Consider the following 24,002-nt stretch of genomic DNA (forward strand, 5'->3'; position numbering starts at 1 on the left):
CGTTTAGATCAAACTGCCATAAGAATATTGTTTCAAGCCGTTTAACATCTTGTTTTTTGCTCTCAAGTTAGGGCAAAATACGCGCCATGGAATAGCCGACGTTTAAACGCGTCGGTTATTTTTTTGCATTCGTGTTTTCACAAATCAAGAGGCCGGACAACGATCCGGATAGATAAACAGGTCCGCGAGCGATTATTCACATACGAAAATCGCCGTTATGAGGAAAGAAAGATGGGGCAATTATTTACACTGGCACCGGTGCCCACCGGTATGCGCTGCACATGCAGCGATTATGGCGCAACAGGTATGGCAAATACCCGTTACACCGCTCTTATTTCCCCACTTACGTGTCCCAGGCAGATACGAAGTTTCCCCGTCACCTCTGACCTGCGAGCTACACTTGCAAATTGGGTCAAAGGTATGGGGAGGCTGAATCATGACGCATAATGCTACTGTTGCAGTCGGCACCAATCAAACTGGCACCAATAACCGCGTTCAGCTCAGAAAAACACTGACGTTGGTGCAAGTGGTGATGATGGGCTTGGCTTATTTACAGCCGATGACCATTTTCGATACTTTTGGTATTGTCTCCGGCCTGACCGATGGTCACGTCGCGACTTCTTACGCCATTGCGTTGATAGCAGTGCTGTTCACTGCCGTCAGCTATGGCAAATTGGTTAAGCGTTTCCCGTCTGCGGGTTCGGCTTATACCTACGCCCAGAAATCCATTAGTCCGAATGTTGGCTTTATGGTGGGTTGGTCATCACTGCTGGACTACCTGTTCATGCCGATGATTAACATTCTATTGGCAAAAATTTATCTCGAAGCGATTTTCCCAGGTGTGCCATCATGGATTTTTGTTGGCGCATTGGTCAGCTTGATGACGCTATTCAACCTGCGTGGCATTAATGTGGTCGCTAACCTGAACTCGATCATCGTTGTGGTTCAGGTCGCTGTCATGGTGGTCTTTATGGGGCTGCTGATTCACGGTGTTTATCAAGGTGAAGGGACAGGTACGCTGGTTAGCCCACGTCCGTTCTATTCTGAAAATGCTCATTTGGTGCCGATGATAACCGGGGCCACGATACTGTGCTTCTCATTCCTTGGCTTCGATGGCATCAGTTCGCTGTCTGAAGAAACGCCAGATGCCGGGAGAGTGATCCCGAAAGCGATTTTCCTGACTGCATTGATTGGCGGCGTGATTTTTATTGTCGTGTCTTACTTCTTGCAGCTCTATTTCCCGGATATTTCGCGCTTCACTGACCCCGATGCATCACAGCCGGAAATCATGCTGTTTGTGGCCGGCAAATTCTTCCAGTCAGTGATTCTGTGCTTCTCCTGTGTCACGGTGTTGGCATCAGGTATGGCGGCACACGCCGGCGTTTCGCGCTTGCTGTATGTGATGGGGCGCGATGGGGTATTCCCTGAGAGAATATTTGGCTACGTGCATCCAAAATGGCGTACTCCAGCCATCAACGTATTGTTGGTGGGGGGCGTGGCATTGTCTGCTATTTCCTTTGATTTGGTCACGGCAACTGCATTGATTAACTTTGGTGCGCTGGTGGCTTTCACCTTCGTTAACCTGTCGGTGATTTCACAGTTCTATATCCGCGAGCGCCGCAACTGCACAGTTAGGGATCATATCAGCTACCTGATTCTACCGATGATTGGTGCAGGGACAGTGGGTGTACTGTGGGTTAATCTGGAAAGTAGCTCTATGACTCTGGGGCTGGTATGGGGCGCAATTGGCCTGCTTTATATGGTCTGGAAAACTCGCGCTTTCCGTCAGGCATTACCTCAGTTTACTGGTGAGCTTGCACAGTAACGCCATGTGTTCTTGTTGATTGGATATGGTGTTATTGCTGATTAAAACGGAGCCTGACGGCTCCGTTTTTTATTGGATTAAATCCATTATCAATATCAGCTCACCAGATCTCTGGCATAGTCAAACAGGGCTTTCAGTAGTGCCAACTTCTCTTTATCGCCCTCATACTGGTTATAAAACTGTTCCAGTTGCAGTACATAATCTTGCACTCTTTCTGGATTAAGTGCTTCGCGACGATGCTCTAACCAGCGCTGTTGCTCACTGTCCGTCAAAGTATTCGGATAATTACGGGCGCGGAAGCGAAATAGCAGCGCTTCCAAACGTGGGTCTTGGAAGGTCAGATCGAGCGCGGGTAGATTTTGTGGCTCAGTTTGTAAAATGATTTTCATGGTGGCGCGGTCAGCATCACTGAAAAATCCATTATACAGCTGGGCATCTACATCATCAGACACTGCAAAAGGTTCCGCTTCAGCAAACAACGCGACCACTTTTTCGCGTATTTGCGGGTTTTGCCGCAATAGTTGCAGGTTTTGCAGACAGCGCTGACGATCAATCCCCAGCCGCTCGGCATTCTCAGCCAGCAGCGTTTTCGCCGGTGCCAATACCGGACATTTATTAATGTGCACCAACTTCAAGGGGACGGCTGCGTCTTGAGCATTGAGTTTATCGCGGCGGGTATACAGCCGCTCACGCAGAGTATCGCTATCCAGCTCCAATAGTGGCGACGTATCACCCGCCAAATCGCACATAATTACCGCATTTTTATTCTCAGGATGCCATGCTAGCGGGGCAACCCAACTGGTGTTGCCCCGCGCGGCACCAAACATGCCAGACACATGAACCAGTGGCGTCATATCTGCAATATCAATCAATGCGTTAATTTTATGTTTGCTGCGGTGCTGATAGAGGTAATCAAACAGCCGGGGTTGCGCTTGCTTGACCAACTTTGCCATGGCGATGGTGGCGTGCACATCGGACATCGCATCATGGGCATGTAAGTGCTCGACACCATTGGCTTTAGTTAAATGCTCAAGTTTAAAGCTGGGTAAGCCATCTTCGTTTTCTGGCCAGACAATGCCTTCTGGACGCAGGGCATAACAAGCGCGCATGACATCGAGCAAGTCCCAACGGGAATTACCGCCTTGCCAGCTATAAGCATAGGGATCATAGAAATTGCGGTAGAAAATATTGCGGCTAACTTCATCATCAAAACGAATATTATTGTAGCCGAGAATACAGGTGCCGGGCACATTGAAAGCTTGATGAATTTGGCGGGCAAACTCGGCTTCATTAACCCCATTGGCTAAGGCATGTTGCGGGGTGATGCCGGTTATCATCACGGCCTCTGGTTGCGGCAGATAGTCATCGGCGGGGGCACAGTAAACCACCAATGGTTCCTCGATGATATTGAACTCCAAATCGGTACGCACTCCGGCAAACTGCGCGGGTCTGTCTAACGCCGGGCGCTGACCAAAGGTTTCATAATCGTGAATGTAAAATGTTGGTGACTTATTTTTATCTGACATTATTCAGTTTAACCCTTAATTCTTATGGCTATTCTTTATGATGGGACACCGCCGCGGTCAGTCGCAGTGACCCATGGCATTAGTGCTAGAATATCATTTCAGGCGGGTTAGGGTGTCAGGATTTATTTTGAAATAATTATGTTTTAGTCAATCAGTGTCGTTCTAACTAATATTTACCTGCTGTTTAATTAGCTACTTATATAATCTGCATACTTAATAAAATATGTAGGATTAATGGTGAAAACACTTCTGTTAACCGGTGCCACAGGTTTTTTGGGCGGAGCAGTGCTTGAAAAGTTATTGTTGGAAAACTCAGATTTTAATTATTTATTATTAGTTAGGGCCAAAACACCGGAGCAGGGATTAACCCGTATTCGAGAAAATCTGGCAAAGTTTTATCTGCCTGCTGGGCGGCTGAATAAAATAATGACACATCATATTCTATTAGGGGATTTAGCTGAACCTGACAGTTTTATTAATGACCCGCGTATCAATGAAGTGACGCATGTTATTAATTGTGCCGCCGTCGCATCATTTGGTAATAACCCATTAATCTGGAAAGTTAATGTCGACGGCACATTAGCCTTCGGCAAAAGAATGTCTCAGGTCGCCGGTTTACAAAGATTCATTCATGTGGGCACCGCCATGTCTTGTACTCCCGATGCCGATACTGTAGTGAATGAGCAGATCCTATCGGCAGAAGATGATGCACATTTAGTGGAATACACTAAATCTAAATCGGCCATTGAGCGCTTATTGGCGGAAGAATGTCCGGGGTTGCCATTGGTATTTGCCCGGCCATCAATTGTTGTCGGGCATACTCGTTTGGGCTGCCAACCTTCTAGCAGCATCTTCTGGGTATTCCGCATGGCATTAATGCTGCGCAAGTTTATGTGCTCTCTGGATGACTATATTGATGTTATTCCAGTCGATTATTGTGCTGACGCCTTAGTGTGTATTTTGCTGCATCCAAACTTACCGGAAGATATCTATCATATTTCTGCTGGAGAGAAAGACAGTGTCAGTTTTGCTGAGATTGATCAGGCCATGTCGTCAGCAGCTCGACAACAACCCATGGGGGCAGATTATCGCCAGGTAGAATATGGTGCTTTGGTGCAGATGCGTAAGCAACTGAAAGGTATTTTCGGCCCATGTAATGAGCGTTTAATGTTGAAAGCCATGCGCTTATACGGCTCTTTTGCCGTGCTAAATGTACGTTTCAGTAATGAGCGATTGCTCAGTTTGGGGATGCCAAGGTCGCCCCGTTTTACCGATTATATTGCTTGTTGTGTAGAATCGAGCTTTGGCATGACAATCCAACAACAAATGGCAGTTGATTTTAAATAAGCTTATTTCCCCGTTTAGCCATCGCTGACGGGGATTATTTAGTTCCCTCCGATTTATTCCCGCCACTTTTAGTAACGGTTAATCCGATGCCAGAGTGTAATAACTCAGCTAGACTTAGTTTTTAGTATCTTATTGGAAGTAGGTCTGTCGTGCGCTTGAATAAAAAAATATCGCCGCTGGATAACCTGATTTACACCCATTACCGCCTGACTCATGCTTTGCGTATTACGCTGGCTTTTATCCTAACATTCCTGATTATCCGCTTGTTGGCCGTCCCAGAAGGGACTTGGCCGCTGATCACCTTAGTGGTTGTCATGGGGCCGATATCCTATTGGGGGAATGTGTTGTCCAGAGCTATGCAGCGCATTGGCGGGACTGTTTTTGGCGCAATATCCGGTCTGATCGCCCTTTATCTTGAGTCATATTCTCTCACTCTGATGCTGGTTTGGTGTGGCGCTGTAATGTTCCTGTGTGGTTATCTGACTCTGGGCAAACGCCCCTATATGGCTCTGCTGATTGGTATCACGCTGGCAGTGGTCTGTGGGTCAGCTCCGGGGGATATGAACACGGCACTGTGGCGCAGCGGCGATGTTATTTTTGGCTCATTATTGGCGTTAGTTTTTACCAGTGTCTATCCGCAACGCGCCTTTACCCATTGGCGCATGCAAATGAGTGATAACTTGCGCGCTATCAGCCAAATTTACGCCGCCTACTTATCGCCGAATGTTATCGATCGTCCGCGATTAGAGCCAAAATTAAAAGCTGCGCTCAATCAATCGGTTAAAATGCGTACTTTTATTGCGCCAGCCAGTAAAGAATCTCATATTAATAAAGATGTTTTTGAGGCTATCCAGACACTCAGCCGCAATCTGATTTGCACACTGGAATTACTGGTGGATGCTTATTGGTCATCGCGAGAAAGTCATTTTATTATGCTCAATGCCAAAGGGCTGCGCAGCGCCCAATTGATGACGGCCCGCACGCTTAATACTTTAAGTGACAGTTTGCGCGATGGTTCACCGGCTCGAGAGCGGGAAGTCGCGGGTGAGTTGAGCGAAATTTCAACCGAATTGAAATCATTGATGTTGGTTGTCACACAAGAACAGCAGATAGAAACGCCAATTTACGGCTATGTTTGGCTGAGTCTGGAGTTAACCAAACAACTTGAGGAATTGGACGATCTGATTAATATGACCTTGCGCAGGTGATCAATCCGGTTTTAAGGCAGATGATATTTCTGTCTGGCGGGTAAAGCAGGTAAGATAAGCCAATGAATCTTGTCACCAGGTACGGCAAAGCGGTATGGTGCAGGTAGCCTGGTCACCAGCAATTGAATTTGTGTAAAACTTAAGTGAAGGTATGAAAATGGATAATGCAACTAAGCCAACTTTCCAGGACGTTTTGGAGTTTGTGCGTATGTTCCGTCGCAAAAATAAATTACAGCGTGAAATCGTTGATAACGAAAAGAAAATTCGTGATAACCAAAAACGCGTTCTGTTGCTCGATAACCTGAGTGAATACATCAAGCCAGGGATGAGCATTGAAGAGGTTCAGGCCATTATCGCTAACATGCGTGGTGACTACGAAGATCGTGTTGATGATTACATCATCAAAAACGCCGATCTGTCTAAAGAACGTCGTGAATTGTCGAAAAAACTGAAAGCGATGGGTGAAGTTAAGTAACTTTAGCTCAAGCGGGATAGTTTTTTTGTAGCTATTAATAGAAAGGCTGGCATCAATTGCCAGCCTTTTCTTTTTTCTATCAATACATTAACTTGACGGTTTATTTTGCCGCAAGAAACGAAACGCTGGAATGTTGATTCCTTTGACAAAGATAAACGCCAGCAGCAACGAACCCCACAATGCCATGGTGATATAGCTACTCACCCCCATGATATTCAGCCCGCTTTCCAGCATTTGTAGCAAGAACAGCGCTAATACAATGCCGAAAATCTTACCAAACCCGCCATCAGGATTAACCCCGCCTAATACCGTTGCTAGAATAGTGATAAGTAACAGTGACTCGCCGTAGGACGCTTTGGCGGAGTTGAGTTTGGACATCATCAACAACGCCGCGACAGTGCAGAGTAACGATGAAATCACATACACCCAAATTAGTGTGCGGCGGGTATTAATCCCGGAGAAAAAGGTGGCTTTTTCGTTGGAGCCAGAAAGATATATCTGACGGCCCAACGGGGTCTTGGCCAGTATTAACCAGATAATCAGAGCGACCGCGATGAACAAATATAACGGCACCGGCACCCCGAGAAAGTTATTGCGATCCAATGCCAGCACATAGTTGGGGAAGTTAGAAATCGCCGACCCTTTGGAGATAAGCACATTCACGCCCTTGAGCAAGGTCATGATGCCCAATGTCGCCAGAATAGGGGAGACGCGGACCACCGAGATAAGTACCCCATTGATCAGCCCAACCACCAAAGCAACTGAGGCTCCGGCCAATAGCATCAGCATCATTGAGCTGAATGTTGGCTCAAGGTGGGTACAAACCCAGGCCATCACCAGCGCACTGGCATTGGCGGTAGCAATGATTGATAAGTTAATCCCTCCGGTCAGCATAGTGATTGCCATTGCCAGTGTTAATACCCCAGCGACGGGGATTTGTGAGGCAATGGATTGGAAGTTAGCCGCAGACCAGAATACCTGTGGGATCAGCACACTGAACACCACCGCCACCAACACCAGCAGTGCCACCAGCCAGCGCTCGGTATGATCCCGTTGAGTTGTTTTCGACATGGTTATATCCCTACCTTATGACGTTGGCCCCAGGCCGTCACACTGATACTGATGACAATCACCAGACCGATAACCACGGTGTGCCAGTACGACGAAATACCCAGTAAATTCAAACCATTTTGCAATATCGCCAGCAAAATCACTCCCAGCAGGGTACCGGTTAAAGTGCCGCGCCCGCCGATAATACTGGTGCCGCCCAGCACTACCGCCGCCAATACAGTGAGTTCATAGCCGAGCAGTGAATCTGGGGCCACCGTCAAAACGGTGTAAGACTGCACCACACCGGCAATGCCGGATAAAAAGCCCATGTAGCCATAAACAAACAGTTGCAGCTTAAGGATGCTGAACCCCATGCGGGAGGCGGCTTCCTGATTACCGCCTAATGCATAAATTTGCCGACCAATACTGGTGCGAGTCATCAGCAAAGCTGTGACGATAATCGTCGTCAGCAAAGTCAAAATCGGCAGCGAAAGGCCATAGTCATAGCCATCAGCAGCGGTAAAGGCGAACAGCATCGGCCCATGTTCGAACCATTCTGGGTAGGTATACAACCAAATTCCTCGGCTGAGATACAGCAGTAATCCGTAGAATATATTCAGCGTGGAAATGGTAATAATGATGGACGGCACGCGCAGGCGATTAACTAACAGCGCATTAATCAGCCCCAGCAATAAGCCGATACCGCCCGCCAGTGCGAATGCCACCGGGAAGTTACCACCGAACTTCACAATTAATGTCACCATGACATATTGCGAGATGATGGTCATCGCCGGGAATGAAATATCAATACCGCCAGAAATCAACACGATAAATAAACCACAGGCCAAAATGGTTAACATGGCATAGTTATTTATCAAGTCATAAATATTGGCGAGTGTCAGAAAATCGGGACTGGCGAAAGTCAGATAAGTCGAAATAACCAATATAGTGAAAGCCAACATAACTTCATGGCGTTTCAGATGTTCTTTATTGAATAAACCTGTTTTACCGACATCCGATTTATTGAGTGCATGGGGGTTAGCCATTTACTACCTCCGCAATGGCTGCTTCGCTGCTATTACTTGGCAAGAATTCCTGCACAAGTCGGCCGGCCCGCATTACTAAAATACGGTGGCTGTTAAAGTAAGCTTCATCAATCTCATCACACACCATCAATACCGCAATGCCACGCGCTGACAATGCATTGATAATATTATAAATACCGGCTTTGTTGGCGATATCCACCCCGACTGTCGGAGAGTCGAGGATCAATATTTGCGGCTCAGTTGCCAGCCATTTGGCGATAGCAATGCGCTGCGCATTCCCACCGGATAAGGTATTGACCGGTAAGTCACTGCTGCCAATTTTAATCGACAGGTGCTTTACCATGTCTTCGACCAATGTATCGACCCGCTCAGTACGCATCAGGTGGAAGGTGTTTTTCAGCCGGTGTAAAACCGTGGCGCTGATATTGTCGCGGATGGATTGCGCCATAATCAGCCCGGTGCTCATGCGGTCTTCCGAAACATAACCCACACCGGCGGCGATGGCATCGCGGTTACTACTGAAATACATTGGTTTATCATTGATACGAATGGTTCCCGACTCGGGAGTGGTTAAACCGAATAAACTGAGACACAACTCGGTTCGCCCGGAACCCAACAGGCCGACCAGCGAGATAATTTCGCCCGGATGTAAAGTCAGTGAGACATTGTGATATTCGTTGCCACGGGAAAGTTCTTCCACTACCAGCACTGGCGGGCGTGATGGGGTGTAAGCGGGTAAGACCTGAAAATCAAACTTCATACCGGTCATGAGCCAAGCCAGCCGTGGGTTATCAACTTCAGCGGCGGGGTAGGTTCCGACCCAATTACCATCTTTTAGCACCGTAATGCGGTCTGAAATTTCCAGCACTTCACTCAACCGGTGGCTAACAAATACCACGCAAATATTGCGTGATTTAAGTTCATGCACCACCCGCAGCAAGCCGTTAACTTCTTGCCGGGTCAGAGACGCGGTGGGTTCATCCATCACAATCAAACGCGCATCCTGCGCCAGCGCACGACAGATAGCGACTAACTGCTTCTGGGCGATGGGTAAATCCTCAACCAATTCATCCAGATTAAGATGGGCATCAATGCTATTGATGACGCGCTCGGCGGTTTCCCGCATCTGACGTTTATTCACCCATAGATGATGATGATAATGATTCATGGCAATGTTCTCAGCCACGGTCAGATTGGGGAATAATGATAAATCCTGATAAATAACCTGAATCCCCAGCCGGACAGATTCAATGGGGGTCAGGGTTGAATAGGTTTTGCCATCGATAGTCATCGCGGCATCGGCATCGGGTTGATAAACACCGGAGATAATCTTGATCAGTGTGGATTTGCCACAACCGTTTTGCCCTGCGAGGCAATGAACCTCACCTGGTAACAGGGTCATAGCCACCTTATTGAGCGCTTTAACGCCATAAAAGGTTTTACTGATGTTTTCCAGGGTAATAAATGGTTGCATAGATCTTACTTCCTCTCGATCCAAGCGGATATTAATGACAGAGCCGGACAGGGCATCCGGCTTTGCGATAACTCAGTAAATCAATACAGTGAATCCACGTTATCTTTGGTTACGCGCAACACATTATGGAATTGAATCAGACGTTTATCTTGATTAACTTCCGCTTTACCCACTCCTGGAACATCCATGCCGGTTTCGATTTTCTCGCCTTTCAGCACTTTATCAGCCACCGCAGTCATAGCATAACCGGCTGAACCTGGGTCATAAGTCACACCCATCGCGATGTCACCACTTTTCACCAGTGATGCCGCCTGAGACGGGATCATCATGCCGAACACATGAACATTGTTTTTCGCGCGTTTCTCTTTCACTGCGCGCCCAGCACCAATCGGGCCTTGTGAACCGAAAGCGACGATGCCTTTCAAATCACTGTGCGCTTTCATCAAGTCCAGTGTAGTGCGGCGTGAGTCATCAATGCTCTCGGCGACCGGCATACGGCTGGTCACTTCAAACATTTCTGGATAATGCTCTTTTTGGTATTTAACAAATAGATCTGCCCACAGGTTATGTTGTGGCACGGTCAGGCTGCCAACATAAATCACATAACCGCCTTTGCCGCCCATCGCTTTTGCCATTTCTTCCACATTATCTGCGGCAAATTTGGCATTATCGATGATCTCAATATCCCAGTTAGCACTTGGCTGCCCAGGAGATTCGTTGGTTAACACCACGATTCCAGCTTCACGCGCTTTCTTAAATACTGGCTCCAGTACATCGGCATCGTTCGGTACAATGCTGATGGCACTGACTTTCTTGGCGATTAAATCTTCAATAATTTTAACTTGTTGTGGGGCATCAGTGCTGGAGGGGCCGACTTGATAGGCTTTGATCCCAAGATCTTTACCGGCGCGTTCCACCCCTTCGCCCATGCGGTTGAACCATGGCATACCGGCGATTTTCGAGATATTGACGACTTCCACTTCTTGCGCCAATGCACTGCCCGAGCAGGCGATCATGCTGAACAGGCTAGCTGCTAATAATGTTTTTACACTCAGTTTTTTCATCTAAGGCTCCGGGAGTTCATGTAGGTTGAGGCTATCGTAGTTAGGTGTTGGCGTAATATTCTGTATGACTTAAGTTATATTTATGTTTTTAATAAAATGAAGATTTATCAGGAAGCAGATTTTACATCTGCACTACATTTCCTGTAGGTGGACTCTACTGCCTCGGTGGCTATTTTCCCCATATCTTTGAATGCTATTTACATGGATAAAATGGCTGCTTTCCTGGTTTGTGACTGAGGTCATGGTTCTGAGGGGGGAAGTCAAGAGAGTTGCATCGAAATGGTCGGCATAAAGGGAATTGCAGCGCGTATTGCATGGACATTCTGGTTTGATGAGTTTGATGATAATCACGGCTAGTTAGAGTTGAATGGCGGCCTATGAAGGCTATCGTACCCCGCCGGGTACCATGGTTAATAAGTGTTGGCGCGGATAATTCTGGCTAATGTTGCGTTGTTGTAATTGCCAATGAATGTGTTCTACATCATGAAGTTGGCGATCTAATAGCAACCCCACCACACTGCCGCTGTGTGCCACATTCAGCCCATATAAATCCAATTCCTCCACTAACGCCAAGAGGGCGGAAAAGTCCGGTTTGACCAACAAGTGCTGACTGGCTTGTGCGCTAAGGGTGGTGGATTGGCCCAACAGGGCGTTATCGTGGCGTTCGGCGGCCTGAGTAAACAGTTGCCATGCCCGCTCCAGTGAGGCGGCACCCGCCAACAATGTGGGTTGGCGATGACGACGATGATAATCTTCAGTGTTGAGAATATGCGGGCTTTCCAGCAGCAGAATGTCCATGGAAGGCTGCCAATCATAAGAAATCTGCGTGGCGGCGGTTTGGTGGTCAAATAAGGTTAGCCGCCGAAATAAAGTGCTGTCAGTGGGCTCCAGACTGACGCACAAAGTAGCAAGGGCGGCTTCATCCAGTGTTTCACCCAGATGACGGGCGGTGGCCAGTGCGGTAGCAGCAATGTCGGCTGTGCTGCTGGCCAACCCTTTTGCCACCGGAATAGTGGAATCAAAACTGATATGCAGGCCACGGGCCATCTCTGCTGGTTGGTCGAAGTAAGCTAATACCGCCCTTAGCATTTGGCGCATACGTGGCCGTTCGTGGCCGTCTGGAACACCGTCGGTGACTGACACGGTGCTAAACCAGTTTACCGGGCAGGAAATCAGCTTTTCCCCTCCCAATATCCAGCCCTGAATTAACTCACCACAGGACGCGGGGCAGCGGGCTTCAGCCATGACCCAAAACCTGCTGCAAGGCGGTGACCAACCGCTGATTATCGGTTGCACTTTTGATGGCCACACGGTAATGGTCGCCGGTCAGACCGGGGTAATTGGCACAGTGGCGAATCAAAATATGCTGCTGCAATAATGCTTGTTGCAGGTTGATTTCTGGCCTTAGGCAGCGCAGGAAAATGTAATTGGCGCACCCTTGCCACACCTGCAATGCGGGTAAATCCGCTAAGTGCTGATATAACCAAGGCCGCTGCTGCTTTAGCCACTCATGCGTCGCCTGAATATAAGGTTGGTCATCAAGAATAATCTCACCCGCTAGCGTGGCGAAAGCATTGATAGTCCAGGGTTCGCGCTGCTGTTTCATTTGCGCCATAGCCGCCAGATTGCCACTGAGCAGGTAACCCAAACGTAACCCTGGGATCGCGAAAAACTTAGTCAGGGAACGCAAGACATAAAGTTGGGGGAAATCAGCCAATTGTGGGATAAGCCCCGGCGCATTGGGCAGGAAATCAATAAAGGCCTCATCGACAATCAGCGCAATGTGGTGTTGATGGCAGCACTGCACAATAGCTTGCAACAGCGCCGCATCAGGCATCAGGCCGGTGGGGTTATTCGGCGTTGCTAAAAACAGGCAATCAGGGCGCAATTGCACTAAAACGTCTAGTAACCGCTCATCGGGCTGATAGCCATCAGCTTCACTCATCTGATAATCATGAATCTGGCAACCGACTCGTTGCAGGGCGCGGCGATATTCAGCAAAACCCGGTGTCAGCAACAGGGCACTGCGCGGTTGCAGATAATGCACCACGGCATAAATCAGTTCAGTAGCCCCATTGCCTGCCATGATGTTTTCCGGCAAACAATGGTGAGCACGGGCTAGCGCACTGTGTAATTGGCGATACTCAACATCAGGGTAATGCTCCGCGCGCGCTAACTGTTCAACAATGGCAATTTTTAGGGAGTCTGGCATTCCCAACGGATTAATATTGGCACTGAAATCAAGGATGTTTTCTGCATCTGTGCCGATTTTCAGTGCCATTTCCAGCACATTCCCACCATGCTCACTCATTGCTGCGTTATTCCCCTATTTAGGTTATGCATTAGATTACCATAAGCGAGGGAATTGAGTTTAGCGACAGCGCTTCTGGCGTGAATGCCAGAATTTCGCGCAAGCGCACCACATCACCAATCACAATCAACGCCGGCGCAGTTAACCCTTGTGCAGCCACCTGATCAGCTAAGGTGGTCAGGGTGCCACTGGCGACTTGTTGCTGTTGATGGCTGGCATACATCACCACCGCTGCGGAGGTGTTCGGCGCTTTACCCGCAGCAATCAATTGCTGGCAAATGGTCGTCAGTTGCGTCATTCCCATCAGGATAATCAGAGTGCCGTCCAATTTTGCCAGTGTCGCCCAGTCCTGCGGCTCATTACCTTGGCGCAAATGGCCGGTAACCACATGAAAACCTGAAGAATAATCACGATGAGTCACCGGGATCCCAGCATAGGCCAGCCCGCCGATGGCTGAGCTTATCCCCGGCACCACCTCAAACGGAATCTCCGCCAATGCCAATGCTTCAGCCTCTTCACCGCCGCGGCCAAACACATAAGGGTCACCGCCTTTGAGCCGCACCACATTCAGGCCGCGCTGGGCGCAATCCACCAAAATTTGATTAATTTGTGTTTGCGGCACCAAATGATGATTGGGCGTTTTACCCACATTGATCATTTCGCAACCGTCCGGGGCTTCAGCCAATAATTCCGCACAAACCAACCGGTCATAGACCAGCGCTTCGGCGCGGCGAATAGCATGTAAGCCTTTGACTGTAATCAGCGCCGCATCCCCCGGCCCCGCGCCCACTAGCCAAACTTTCCCACTTTTCATATTGCCTCTCATTGTGCGGCGAGGGCCGGTTGTACCGGCAGATTCAGTGCCACGCGCAGGACATCACGGGCAATCATTAATTCTTCATTGGTATTGACGATGGCAATCTGTACTGGGGCGTTATCTTGTTGAATAAAAAACTGATTTTTGAGGTTTTTCTCTTTATCCAGTTCAATACCAAGGAACGCCAATTCCCGACATATCTGCTGGCGGGCGCTACGTGAATTTTCGCCAATGCCGCCAGTAAAGATAAGCGCATCAATCCCGCCCAGTTGCACGATATAGCTGCCAATCACGGCACGGATCCGCTCGGCGAACAGCTCAAGGGCTACTGCGGCGCGGCGGTTGCCATTGTCGGCGGCGTGTTCCACATCACGATAATCATGAGAAATGCCGGAAATACCCAGCAAGCCGGATTGGTTATTGATCAGATGGTTAATTTCGGCCGCACTTTTGCCTTCCGTTTGCTGAATAAAAGGCAGAATAGACGGGTCAATATCGCCGCTGCGGGTTCCCATCATCACACCCGCTTGTGGGGTGAAGCCCATGGAGGTATTCACCGAGCAGCCATTGCTGATAGCACAAATACTGGAGCCATTGCCAAGGTGACAGGAGACAATGCGTAGTGTTTCCACGGGCCGCCCCATGTGCTCGGCACAGACTGCACTGACATATTTATGGCTGGTGCCGTGGAAGCCGTAACGGCGGATGCCCAGTTCTGCATAATAACGCCAGGGTAATGGATATAAATATGAGGTTTGGCTGAGTGTTTGGTGAAACGCGGTATCAAACACCGCCACCGCGTGGGCATGGGGTAGGGCGTGTTGAAACACCCGGATACCCAGTGCATTCACCGGGTTATGTAAGGGCGCTAATGCGCAAAGTTGTTCAATGTTATTCAACACTTGCGGGGTTATTAGCACTGAATCGGCAAAGGTCTCACCGCCATGGGCAACCCGATGGCCGACGCCGATAATTTCATCCAACGAGTCAATAATATTGTGCTCAATCAGCGCCCTGAGCAGGTATTCAGCCCCCTGGCGGCAATCCGCGATGGGGAGAGTTTCTCGCCATTGCACATCACCGGCCCGCAGATTAAATACCGCATCATTCATACCAATGCGCTCAATTAATCCCTGACATAGCACTTGTTCACCATTTAGCATGGAAAAAAGCTGAAATTTCAACGAAGAACTGCCGGCGTTAATCGCCATAATCTTACCGGGCATGCGACTCTCCACAATGTTTTAAATAAGTCATAAGGTCAGTTAACCCCTCGCCGGTTTGCGCCGAGGTGATAAAAATATGTTGTGCGCCCGCTTGCGTCAGGCAGTCCGCCGCCCAGCTCAGTTGAGCGGCGTGGCTGACGGTATCGGCTTTGCTGATAATGCCGATCACCGGTTTGTTGAAAACCTGTGCCAACATTGGCGCAAACCAGCTCTGTGTGGCATCGGCGTTTTGCACCAACCCCACCACATCGGCCTCACAAGCGCTCGCCAGTAACGCACTGTATAAGCAGCGGTTTTCCAGATATTCACCCGGTGTATCTATGGCATTGTCCTGCCAGATAATGGCCTGGGTTTTCTGGTAATTCAGCGCTTCGCCATGCAAACGCTGGATTAGCGACGTTTTGCCGCATTGACTGGGGCCAATCAACATGATGCGCTGCATGGCATTAAGTCCGGGTCATCGGGCAGGCGGTAAACTTCATCATGTCGCCGAGGGTGTGAATCACCTGTTTCAACGCGTACTCCACCGCAGAAACATCGCCGGTAAACACCACTGCGCCAGTGAAACGATCAATAAAACCAATCTCGACCGCACCCGATTTGGTGGCGATATCACTGGCAATAATCGAAGCTTCACTGGGGGTAATGGTCAGAATACCAATGGCGCTGCTGACATCGTTTAGTCCCAGTTTTTTGTAAAGTGCTTTATTCGGGTTGGCTATCAGATGCGCGAGAGTTATCTGTTTGCCGGGAACATATTCTTGAATCACGCGCTCGGGGGTATTGTTGGTTTCCATCATGCCTCCTGAACTAACTGACGCCACAGCGCCTCATGGGGACGCGGGATAACTGAGCTGTAAATCAATAATCCCTTTTCACCGGCACATTGGCTGGCGACTTCGACTGCGGTTTGCACATCAGCAATATCGCCACTGAGCACCTGATAACATTTGCCGCCGATACCAAAAGCCATATGAATACGCACCAAAGTGACATTGGCGGCTTTTACTGCCCGGTCAGCTGCAGTGATGCAGGCCACTACACTCCAGGTTTCCACCACACCTGCTGCCTGGCGGTTCTCCACCCGATTTAAGCCGCTGATGGCGGGTAATACTGACGGGTGAAGATTGGGTAGCACGATGCTATCGACCAATAAGTGCCCGCTATGCCGTTCGCCGTTTTGCACCGACTGAGTCACCGCTCCGATGTCGCCCCCGACCATCAGCAAATATTTGCCGGGGCACAGAGTTTTGCTGACCAACAGGTCGACATTGGCACTTTTCAGCATTAAGTCGCAGACTTCCATCCCTTTGGCGATACTGCTTAATTCAACAATTCCAATGGCTTGTGACATGCTTACTCCTGTTAAATGCCGCGACGAATCGTGATGGTGTTGGCGCTGACATCCGTGACGACATCCCGAATACTGGCGTGTAGCGGTGCGCCCAAGGCGTCATGCGGGATGTGCCCAATCAACTGGCCGTGTTCTACCTGATCTCCGACTGTGACAATGGCTTGTGCGGCAGTACCGATATGTTGGCGCAGCGGCAATATCACCTGCTGCGGCAAATAGTTTTCTTCACTGAAAGGTGCGGCTTGATACCAGTCAGTCAGATCCAAACGAGCAATTAGCCGTGATGTCGGCACCAGGCGGTAATTTGCCATTGGGTCGGCTGCGCGCAGTTCTCCTTGATAGCGGGCACCTTGCGCACGCAACTGGGTTTTCAGCAGGCGGTTAATACGCATTGGCGAGATATCTACCGGACAGGCGTAGCTTTCACACAGACTGCATTCTGAGCAGGTCAGGGCGCTGAGCAAGATGTCTGGCGTGGCGACTTGCTGATAAATAATCGCCCGCACCAGTAAATGTGGCGGCAGTTCATGGCCAATCAGGTGGCGTGGGCAGAGTTCAGTACACATGCGGCACTGCTCGCAGACGGTTCGGGCGATGGCGAGCACATCCTGGTCACTGCGGGCGCGGCGGGTAATCAGCAGATGGTCAGCGGGCAACACCAGCAGGCCGCCAGTGGTTTTGGTCACCGGCTGGTCAAGGTCATGCAGGGCATGGCCCATCATTGGGCCGCCATTGATATAGGCCGGATTGTTGATGGTCACGCCACCAGCCAGTGCCAGCACCTCTCGCAAAGGCGTACCCAGTGGCACCGTCAAGGTTAAGGGCCGTGCCACTGCGCCGTTGACTGTCAGAGTGCGGCGGGTCACCGGCCATTGCTGTTCCACTGCTCGAGCCACATTGAGCAAAGTTTGCACATTATTCACCACCACGCCAATGCTGATGGGCAGCGCGGCGGGCGGAACCCGGCGACCGGTCGCCAACCAAATGGTGATCACTTCATCACCAGCGGGGTAAACATCGGGTAAAATATGCAGCCGAATTTGCGGTGGTAGCAGCGGTGTCAGCGCCGCAATGGCTTCCTCATATTTAGCTTTTAAGGCAATGATGCCTTCGCGCGCACCGGTTGCGACCATGCCATACAGCACGCCGCGCACCAATCTTGCCGCCTGACGAGGGATTAATTGTTGGTCTACTTTCAGCAGCGGTTCACACTCAGCGGCATTAACCAGAAAAATTTCCGCCTGCGCCTGTAATTTCACCGCCGTGGGGAACCCGGCACCACCCGCCCCAACCACACCAGCATCCCGCACCCGCTGTTGGATAGTCGCGGCGTCACATTGCACCAGCTCGCTATCAGCGGAGGGAGTGCACAGAAAATGAGTATCCGGTATCTGAATATCACTCATAAAGCGCCTCGATAATTCCGCGGATATCTTTGTCGTCAGCTGGGCGTGGATTAGTGCGCAATGTCACATCGGCCTGAGCGGCGGCAATCATGTCTGGGATGTGTTGCTGCAACTGGCGTTCATTGATTTTCATTGCCGCCAACGGCTGAGGTAGCCCGCACTGGCGTTTCAGCAATTCTATTTGGTGAATAAGCTGATTGACCGCCCCGCGATCGTCACCATTGGCCGGGCTGAAATGGCACAGTTTTGCCAGCCGAACATAGCGTTTACGCGCCCGGGCATCGGCGGCGTTAAAGCGAATCACTGGCACCAGCAGCAGGGCATTCGCCAAACCATGAGCAATATGAAATTGCCCGCCTAATTGGTGGGCGATGGCGTGATTGATCCCCAGCCCGGCCTGGCTGAATGCCATGCCCGCCAGTGTCGAGGCATTGTGCATTTTTCCACGGGTTATCAAGCAATCACCTTTACGGCAGGCGGTTACCAGATGGCGGAATACCAGTTGCACCGCTTTTTCTGCCAGTGCATCGGTAAAATCACTGGCACGCGGTGAAACATAGGCTTCCAGTGCATGAGTCAGTACGTCCAACCCGGTATTGGCGGTAATCGCGGGCGGCACGCTGGCCACCAATGCGGCATCCAAAATGGCAATGTCAGGGTAAATATCATCGTCAAATATCGGATATTTAATACTTTTTTCTGGGTCACTTATCACGCAAGCGCTGGTGACTTCCGAGCCGGTGCCGCTGGTGGTAGGGATGGCGATACAGGTTTCTATCTCCAGCCCCTGCTTGCGGCTAAACCAGACAATGGCTTTGGCGGCATCCAGTGCCGAGCCGCCACCAAAACCGATCACCATGTCGGGGCGCAGTGCTTGCATCTGCTCAATCCCTTTCACCACTGTGGCGATATTTGGATCCGGCGTGATATCGCTGAAAAAAGTTATGTGGTTGTCTGCGGGCAGCGCCTGTTTGAGCTTATCCAGCAGCGGCGAGGTCGCCAAAAAACCGTCGCAAACTATCCAAATTTTGCGCTGATGAAAGCGTTGCAGCACTTTGAGGCTGCCTTCCCCGCTATAAATGCGCGTTTGCAGGAAAAAAGTTTTCATACATCCTCGCTCAGCGAATGGAGAAACCGTTAGTCAGCACACAGCGGCGTTGGCGGGCAAAGGTGCGCGCCGAAGTGGTGCCTTCCCCGGTCGGGGTGGCGATGGTGAAGGTGGTAAAGTCCTCACCACCGACGCCGATCCCGGCATAAGACGGGCCGTTTTTGACAAAAATGGAAGTCTGCAATAGGCGGGCGGCCAGATTTAGGCGCGAGACATTCTGCGAATGCATGGTTGCGGTATGATGTAGACCGCCTTCGACTTGCAGCGCCAGCGCCAGACCAGCATCAAAATCCTTTACCCGCACTACCGGTAGCAGCGGCATCAATTGTTCGGTGGTGACCAATGGATCGTCATCGGTCACTTCGACCAGTAACAGACGCGGTGCTTTAGCCGGGCAGGCGATGCCCGCCGCTTTCAGCAATTCAATCGGGCTTTTACCCACCAAATTTTTATTGGCATGACCCTGCGGGGTGAGACAGGCTTGGCGTAGGCTGTCCACTTCATGTGGCTGGCTGATGAGCAATGCATCGAAGGCTTGCATCTGTTGCAATAAACGGTCAGCTACACTTTCCACTACAATCAAGCTTTTCTCGGCAATACACGGCAGGTTGTAGTCGAATGAAGCGCCAGCCACGATATCCTGCGCCGCTTTGACTAATTCGGCAGTTTCATCCACCAGGCAAGGCGGATTACCGGCCCCGGCCCCAACCACTTTCTTGCCACTTTTCATGCCCATGGCGACAATGGCGGGGCCACCAGTGATGGCGAGCAAAGCAATTTTGTCATGGGCCATCATCTGTTGAGTGGCTTCAAAACTCGGTTCTTGCACGGTCACCACCAGATTGCGGATGCCGCAACTGTTGAAAATGATCTCCTCGATTTGGGCGATTAAATCCAGTGACACGGCTTTAGCGCCGGGATGTGGGCTGAAATACACCGCATTACCGGCCGCCAACATACTGATACTGTTGTTGATAATGGTTTCGGTCGGATTGGTGCTGGGGGCGACCGACCCAATGACACCAAATGGCGAATATTCGAATAACACCATGCCGCCGTCACCAGTCAGGGCGGTGGTGGACAAATCTTCAATGCCCGGTGTGTTTTCCAATGCCGCTTTATTTTTCAGGATCTTATCTTCTTTATTACCCATGCCGGTTTCACTGGCACCGCGCTCAGATAGGGAAATAAGTTGTGACTTTAGTTGCTCACGAATTGCGCTGATAATGGCGCTGCGGGTTTTCATTGGGCTTTGCTGATAGCGCAAAAATGCGCTGTGAGCGGCATTGATGGCTTCATCCACGCTGGCAAAAATGGCGCTGGAGGCCGAGGCCGTTACGGGCGTCAGTTGCTCGGTGAGGATAGTGCGAATGAGAGATTCAAGGTCATTGGTATTCATTATTCATTCCTCAGATGTAAAGCCGATATGGCCGCTTCTGCTATGTGCATATCTTGTGCAACGCTACCGCCACTTATCCCTAAACCCCCGACCAATTTGCCGCCGCGCCATAATGGGTAGCCGCCGCCAAAGCTCACCACTTTGCCGCCAGTGCTGGCCTCCAGTTGGAACAGGTCGGCTCCCGGTTGAATAGCCGCATTCAGTTGGTGAGTAGCGGTTTTTAAGGCGACCGCAGTCCAGGCTTTTTTCGGTGCTAATTCGCTGCTCACCAGCAGGGTATCGGGCATGCGGTAGGTCATTATCATGTTGCCGTGGCGGTCGGCCAGTGCTACCACCACCGCAATCTGTAATGTCATGGCGGCCTCAACCGCTAACTTAACTAACTGATGAACATCCGGAAATCCAAGTCCGACGATGGTGGGCTGAGCCGTCGTAGCTGTGGGTTTCTCAGTGGTTGCGGCTAAATAGCGTGCCACCACCGTTTGTGCTGTTTGCTGTAATTGCTGGCGTTGATCTTCATCACGGGCCAGGGCGTACAAGCAATCGGATAGCCGGTTGAGGTATTGCAATAACACCGGGCGCACCGGTACTTGCTCTGCTAACTCAATCAGCCGACGTTCACAGCGCCGCGTCAAGGTGCGGGCAAAATGTAAGCGGCTCCCGGCTTCAGTGTTGCCGGGCAAGATAAAGCCGTGAACCGGCGGCAATAGCGCCATGCAGCGGTCCACCGCCTGTTCCAGCGCCTGAATATCTTGTTTGCTAATACTTTTTCGCCCGACCGGAGGGGTTTCAATCCCCTCGCTGGCCAGCTCGGCGCTGAAATAAAATAGTTGATGTTGTACGGCATCAAGTAACTGAAGGTTTTCTTCACCTTGTGCCACGCGGGCACACAGGCTAAGTGCCGCATTCAGCTCATCCAGGGTGCCGTAGGTTTCCACCCGAGAATGACTTTTTTTGACTCGCTGGCCGGTGAACAGGGCTGTGGTGCCCGCATCGCCGGTTTTGGTATAGATGCTCATAAAATCACCGTTTAATCAGTAAGAGCATTCATCGACGATGGCGACAATTGCCAAGTCGATAGCATCATTAGGTTCGGCAAAAACACGCCGAGCGCTGGAACCACCGGACAGCAGCACTAGCTCGCCCTGACCCGCACCGACGGAGTCGACCGCCACTTCATCCGGCGTGTTGCTGTCCGGTGGCAATGAGCCATCGCCAGCGACGCGGCGCACCAACAGTAGTTTCTTACCAATCAGCGTCGGTGACTTTTGCGTTGAGACCACAGAACCTACCACTCGGGCCAGTTGCATGATTTACTCCTGCCTTAACAGTTGAATGTGACGGACTGACAGCGTTTCTTGTGCCAGCGGTGTAACCAAGGTGTGGTGGTCAATCAGCAACCAACCGGGGCCAAATGTGGCAATATCGCGATAACTCAACACCTTGCCAGCGTGTAGCCGCACCGCCAGACCTTGGCTGTCACTGAAACTCAGTGGTAATGGGCGCAGTGCCGCGGTGGGCAGGGCTGGCAGCAGTTGGCGGTGCAAACTGATATGCACTTTCATGCCCCACGACCAGGCCTCATTCAGCGCCGCCACCGCCGGGCAAGTGGCATCGAACTGCGCCAGTCGGTGGATAAACGCCAAATCCGGCAACATTACGTGCAGCGTGGCATGGAGCACGAATATCGATGAGTCCAGCCCGGCGCGTAGCTGCGGCAGCCGCAGGGCGTGAACCCGGCGTTCGCGCTCAGCCAACCGCGTGACAATCTGGCTGACCAGCTGTTCGGTTTGCGCCTGAGTCAGATTCATGGCTGCGTTGTCCGTGACGGGCCTAATAACGTGGCGAACGCGGCGGGGTCGTCAGCGCCCGCTGCATTGGCCTCGTCAGTATCAATGTGCATTTCCAGTTTCATTTGCGGTGAAACGCGGATAGCAACATCATCCAAAATCAACCGGCGGCCACTGCCCTGAATCGCCACCTGCACTCGGTCGCCGTGCTTGACCCGATAGATAAGGGCATCCAGCGGTGACATATGAATATGGCGCAGCGCCACAATCACACCCTGCGGCAATTCCAACTCGGCATATGGACTGACCAACCGGATTGCAGGTGTGTTGTCCAGATTGCCCGACATGCGCAGAGGGGCATTGATACCCAGTATGCGGGCGTCGGTACGGGAGATTTCGACCTGACTGTGGCGACGCAGTGGCCCCAAAATTCGGACGTTTTTCAAGCTACCTTTCGGCCCGACCAAGGTTACAGTCTGTTCGGCGGCATACTGGCCGGGCTGGAGCAGCGCTTTTTTCTCCATCAGCGGCTGATTGGGGAACAATTGTTGATAATCCTGCACTGAGAGATGCAGATGACGGTTGGAAACCCCAAGCGGGATCGGACGAAGACGCATTTCGTCGAGGATCTTGCTGACAACGGGTTCCAGTAACGCTTTTTCCATCAGATTTTTCCTCGTTTACCCAAGTGGATACAGCGAAAGCGAGGCTCACCTTTATGGCGTCGGCAAGCCGGGTCGAGGCAGAGATTGCAGCTCACACGAGGAGCTGGCGGGGCCTCACTTTCTGCACTTTGTCTTGCTACATCCAAATCCATTATTGCCACACCCAAGGCAATTTCTGGTGCATCATCGGTGGCGCTATTGGCAGGCGGTGGGGTCTCTGCCTCTTCAGCCTCCGTCTCCTCATCTGCGGATATCTCAGTCATAACCGCCGCGACGACAACCTCGTGTGCAGGTTGGCTCAAGGTGGTCGGTTCGGCGGCCATCGGCTCAATTTTGGGGGCTTGCCAGTGCGCCATCAGGGCATCTGCTGGGCGAGCCAGCACGGCACTTGAGACCAGCCCGTGATGCCGTTCAGCAAAGGCAGCACCGGTGTTGATTGCCGCCTGAACTGAAGCAACATCACCGGTCAGGCGGATTAACATCCAGCCGGAGCCGTTGGTTTTTTCTATTCCGATAAGGGCAACGGATGCCGCTTTTGCCATGGCATCCGCCGCACCAATTGCCAGCGCTAGACCGCTAACTTCCAGTAAACCCAGTGACGTTTTCACGCTGTGCTCCTCTTCTTACCTTTAGGCAGAGGTCGGTAAAATGGCTTCTACATCGCTGTGCGGGCGCGGAATCACATGGCAAGATTTCACTTCACCCACCGCGCTGGCTGCCGCAGAACCGGCGTCAACAGCGGCTTTCACTGCGCCGACATCGCCGCGAACCATGACAGTCACCAGACCGGAGCCGATTTTTTCATAGCCCACCAGTTGTACGTTGGCCGATTTGACCATGGCGTCAGCCGCTTCGATGGCCGCGACCAGCCCTTTGGTTTCGATAAGTCCTAATGCGTTATTCATAGATAT

Annotated in this window: 26 protein-coding genes; 5 read left to right on the forward strand and 21 right to left on the reverse strand. The window is 51.0% G+C overall.

The genetic code is table 11. From position 1 onward, the window contains the following. Positions 1–231 precede the first annotated feature (231 nt). Together DXZ79_RS21170 and DXZ79_RS07725 are read left to right on the forward strand one after the other, a co-directional pair. Positions 232–447, forward strand: a complete 216-nt coding sequence (locus DXZ79_RS21170) for a hypothetical protein (protein WP_038634233.1) — start codon at positions 232–234, stop codon at positions 445–447. Further along, positions 437–1,825, forward strand: a complete 1,389-nt coding sequence (locus DXZ79_RS07725) for an APC family permease (RefSeq protein ID WP_038634232.1) — start codon at positions 437–439, stop codon at positions 1,823–1,825. The genes DXZ79_RS21170 and DXZ79_RS07725 overlap by 11 nt, the downstream gene beginning before the upstream one ends. 95 nt (positions 1,826–1,920) lie before the next feature. Here DXZ79_RS07725 and sbcB read toward each other — a convergent pair whose 3' ends face one another. Beyond that, positions 1,921–3,351, reverse strand: coding sequence for an exodeoxyribonuclease I (sbcB, locus tag DXZ79_RS07730; protein WP_050291647.1), 1,431 nt, complete (start codon positions 3,349–3,351; stop codon positions 1,921–1,923). Positions 3,352–3,588: 237 nt separating this feature from the next. On the opposite strand from sbcB, the gene DXZ79_RS07735 reads away from it, so the two are divergent. The 3 genes from DXZ79_RS07735 (at position 3,589) to tmaR (ending at position 6,381) form a co-directional block, all read left to right on the forward strand. Continuing rightward, entirely contained in the window at positions 3,589–4,698 is a 1,110-nt protein-coding gene (locus tag DXZ79_RS07735; protein WP_038639619.1) for an SDR family oxidoreductase, read from the forward strand. A gap of 149 nt (positions 4,699–4,847) precedes the next feature. Further along, positions 4,848–5,906, forward strand: a complete 1,059-nt coding sequence (locus DXZ79_RS07740) for an FUSC family protein (RefSeq protein ID WP_038634227.1) — start codon at positions 4,848–4,850, stop codon at positions 5,904–5,906. Between the two features lie 157 nt (positions 5,907–6,063). Continuing rightward, positions 6,064–6,381 (forward strand): PTS system regulator TmaR, encoded by a 318-nt coding sequence (tmaR, locus tag DXZ79_RS07745; protein ID WP_032819099.1) that lies wholly within the window; start codon positions 6,064–6,066, stop codon positions 6,379–6,381. 87 nt (positions 6,382–6,468) lie between these two features. On the opposite strand, the gene DXZ79_RS07750 is transcribed toward tmaR, so the two are convergent. The 20 genes from DXZ79_RS07750 to pduJ form a co-directional block, all read right to left on the reverse strand. Further along, a complete protein-coding gene (locus DXZ79_RS07750; protein ID WP_038634221.1) occupies positions 6,469–7,452 on the reverse strand; it encodes an ABC transporter permease in 984 nt (327 codons plus the stop codon). Between the two features lie 2 nt (positions 7,453–7,454). After that, positions 7,455–8,393 (reverse strand): ABC transporter permease, encoded by a 939-nt coding sequence (locus DXZ79_RS07755; protein ID WP_038639616.1) that lies wholly within the window; start codon positions 8,391–8,393, stop codon positions 7,455–7,457. A gap of 76 nt (positions 8,394–8,469) precedes the next feature. Then, the gene (locus DXZ79_RS07760) at positions 8,470–9,951 is read right to left on the reverse strand and encodes a sugar ABC transporter ATP-binding protein (protein WP_038634218.1); all 1,482 of its coding nucleotides are present in this window, start codon (positions 9,949–9,951) and stop codon (positions 8,470–8,472) included. 80 nt (positions 9,952–10,031) lie between these two features. Then, positions 10,032–10,967, reverse strand: coding sequence for an autoinducer 2 ABC transporter substrate-binding protein (locus tag DXZ79_RS07765; RefSeq protein WP_230852344.1), 936 nt, complete (start codon positions 10,965–10,967; stop codon positions 10,032–10,034). A 432-nt stretch (positions 10,968–11,399) separates the two neighbouring features. Next, positions 11,400–12,260: a GHMP family kinase ATP-binding protein gene (locus DXZ79_RS07775; protein ID WP_038634213.1), complete on the reverse strand. Its 861-nt coding sequence runs from the start codon at positions 12,258–12,260 to the stop codon at positions 11,400–11,402. Then, positions 12,253–13,326, reverse strand: a complete 1,074-nt coding sequence (cobD, locus tag DXZ79_RS07780) for a threonine-phosphate decarboxylase CobD (protein ID WP_038634210.1) — start codon at positions 13,324–13,326, stop codon at positions 12,253–12,255. The genes DXZ79_RS07775 and cobD overlap by 8 nt, the downstream gene beginning before the upstream one ends. 31 nt (positions 13,327–13,357) lie before the next feature. Further along, complete coding sequence (gene cobA / locus DXZ79_RS07785; RefSeq protein ID WP_050291648.1) at positions 13,358–14,140, reverse strand: uroporphyrinogen-III C-methyltransferase; 783 nt, start codon at positions 14,138–14,140, stop codon at positions 13,358–13,360. 8 nt (positions 14,141–14,148) lie between these two features. Next, a complete protein-coding gene (locus DXZ79_RS07790; protein WP_038634204.1) occupies positions 14,149–15,369 on the reverse strand; it encodes an acetate/propionate family kinase in 1,221 nt (406 codons plus the stop codon). Next, positions 15,359–15,811 (reverse strand): EutP/PduV family microcompartment system protein, encoded by a 453-nt coding sequence (locus tag DXZ79_RS07795; RefSeq protein WP_038634201.1) that lies wholly within the window; start codon positions 15,809–15,811, stop codon positions 15,359–15,361. The genes DXZ79_RS07790 and DXZ79_RS07795 overlap by 11 nt, the downstream gene beginning before the upstream one ends. A gap of 4 nt (positions 15,812–15,815) precedes the next feature. Beyond that, a complete protein-coding gene (pduU, locus tag DXZ79_RS07800) occupies positions 15,816–16,166 on the reverse strand; it encodes a propanediol utilization microcompartment protein PduU (RefSeq protein ID WP_038634198.1) in 351 nt (116 codons plus the stop codon). Further along, positions 16,166–16,723 (reverse strand): BMC domain-containing protein, encoded by a 558-nt coding sequence (locus DXZ79_RS07805; protein WP_038634195.1) that lies wholly within the window; start codon positions 16,721–16,723, stop codon positions 16,166–16,168. The genes pduU and DXZ79_RS07805 overlap by 1 nt, the downstream gene beginning before the upstream one ends. An 11-nt stretch (positions 16,724–16,734) precedes the next feature. Beyond that, positions 16,735–18,129, reverse strand: coding sequence for a 4Fe-4S dicluster domain-containing protein (locus DXZ79_RS07810; RefSeq protein WP_162928734.1), 1,395 nt, complete (start codon positions 18,127–18,129; stop codon positions 16,735–16,737). Next, on the reverse strand, positions 18,122–19,237 hold the full coding sequence (locus tag DXZ79_RS07815; RefSeq protein ID WP_120011194.1) for a 1-propanol dehydrogenase PduQ: 1,116 nt from the start codon (positions 19,235–19,237) through the stop codon (positions 18,122–18,124). Before DXZ79_RS07815 ends, DXZ79_RS07810 begins: the two co-directional genes overlap by 8 nt. A gap of 10 nt (positions 19,238–19,247) precedes the next feature. Next, on the reverse strand, positions 19,248–20,636 hold the full coding sequence (locus DXZ79_RS07820; protein WP_120011195.1) for an aldehyde dehydrogenase family protein: 1,389 nt from the start codon (positions 20,634–20,636) through the stop codon (positions 19,248–19,250). Continuing rightward, positions 20,636–21,655, reverse strand: a complete 1,020-nt coding sequence (locus DXZ79_RS07825; RefSeq protein WP_050291649.1) for a cob(I)yrinic acid a,c-diamide adenosyltransferase — start codon at positions 21,653–21,655, stop codon at positions 20,636–20,638. Before DXZ79_RS07825 ends, DXZ79_RS07820 begins: the two co-directional genes overlap by 1 nt. 15 nt (positions 21,656–21,670) lie before the next feature. After that, a complete protein-coding gene (locus tag DXZ79_RS07830) occupies positions 21,671–21,946 on the reverse strand; it encodes a EutN/CcmL family microcompartment protein (protein WP_004699362.1) in 276 nt (91 codons plus the stop codon). 3 nt (positions 21,947–21,949) lie between these two features. Continuing rightward, the gene (pduM, locus tag DXZ79_RS07835) at positions 21,950–22,447 is read right to left on the reverse strand and encodes a microcompartment protein PduM (protein WP_038634181.1); all 498 of its coding nucleotides are present in this window, start codon (positions 22,445–22,447) and stop codon (positions 21,950–21,952) included. After that, positions 22,444–23,091: a phosphate propanoyltransferase gene (locus DXZ79_RS07840; RefSeq protein WP_038634178.1), complete on the reverse strand. Its 648-nt coding sequence runs from the start codon at positions 23,089–23,091 to the stop codon at positions 22,444–22,446. The genes pduM and DXZ79_RS07840 overlap by 4 nt, the downstream gene beginning before the upstream one ends. Beyond that, positions 23,091–23,699 carry a BMC domain-containing protein gene (locus DXZ79_RS07845; protein ID WP_038634176.1) on the reverse strand — a complete coding sequence of 203 codons (609 nt, stop codon included), beginning with the start codon at positions 23,697–23,699 and terminating at the stop codon, positions 23,091–23,093. The genes DXZ79_RS07840 and DXZ79_RS07845 overlap by 1 nt, the downstream gene beginning before the upstream one ends. Before the next feature lie 21 nt (positions 23,700–23,720). Further along, positions 23,721–23,996 (reverse strand): propanediol utilization microcompartment protein PduJ, encoded by a 276-nt coding sequence (pduJ, locus tag DXZ79_RS07850; RefSeq protein WP_004388818.1) that lies wholly within the window; start codon positions 23,994–23,996, stop codon positions 23,721–23,723. Between the last annotated feature and the right edge of the window lie 6 nt (positions 23,997–24,002).

This window comes from Yersinia rochesterensis (assembly GCF_003600645.1).
Classification (GTDB): Bacteria; Pseudomonadota; Gammaproteobacteria; order Enterobacterales; family Enterobacteriaceae; genus Yersinia; species Yersinia rochesterensis.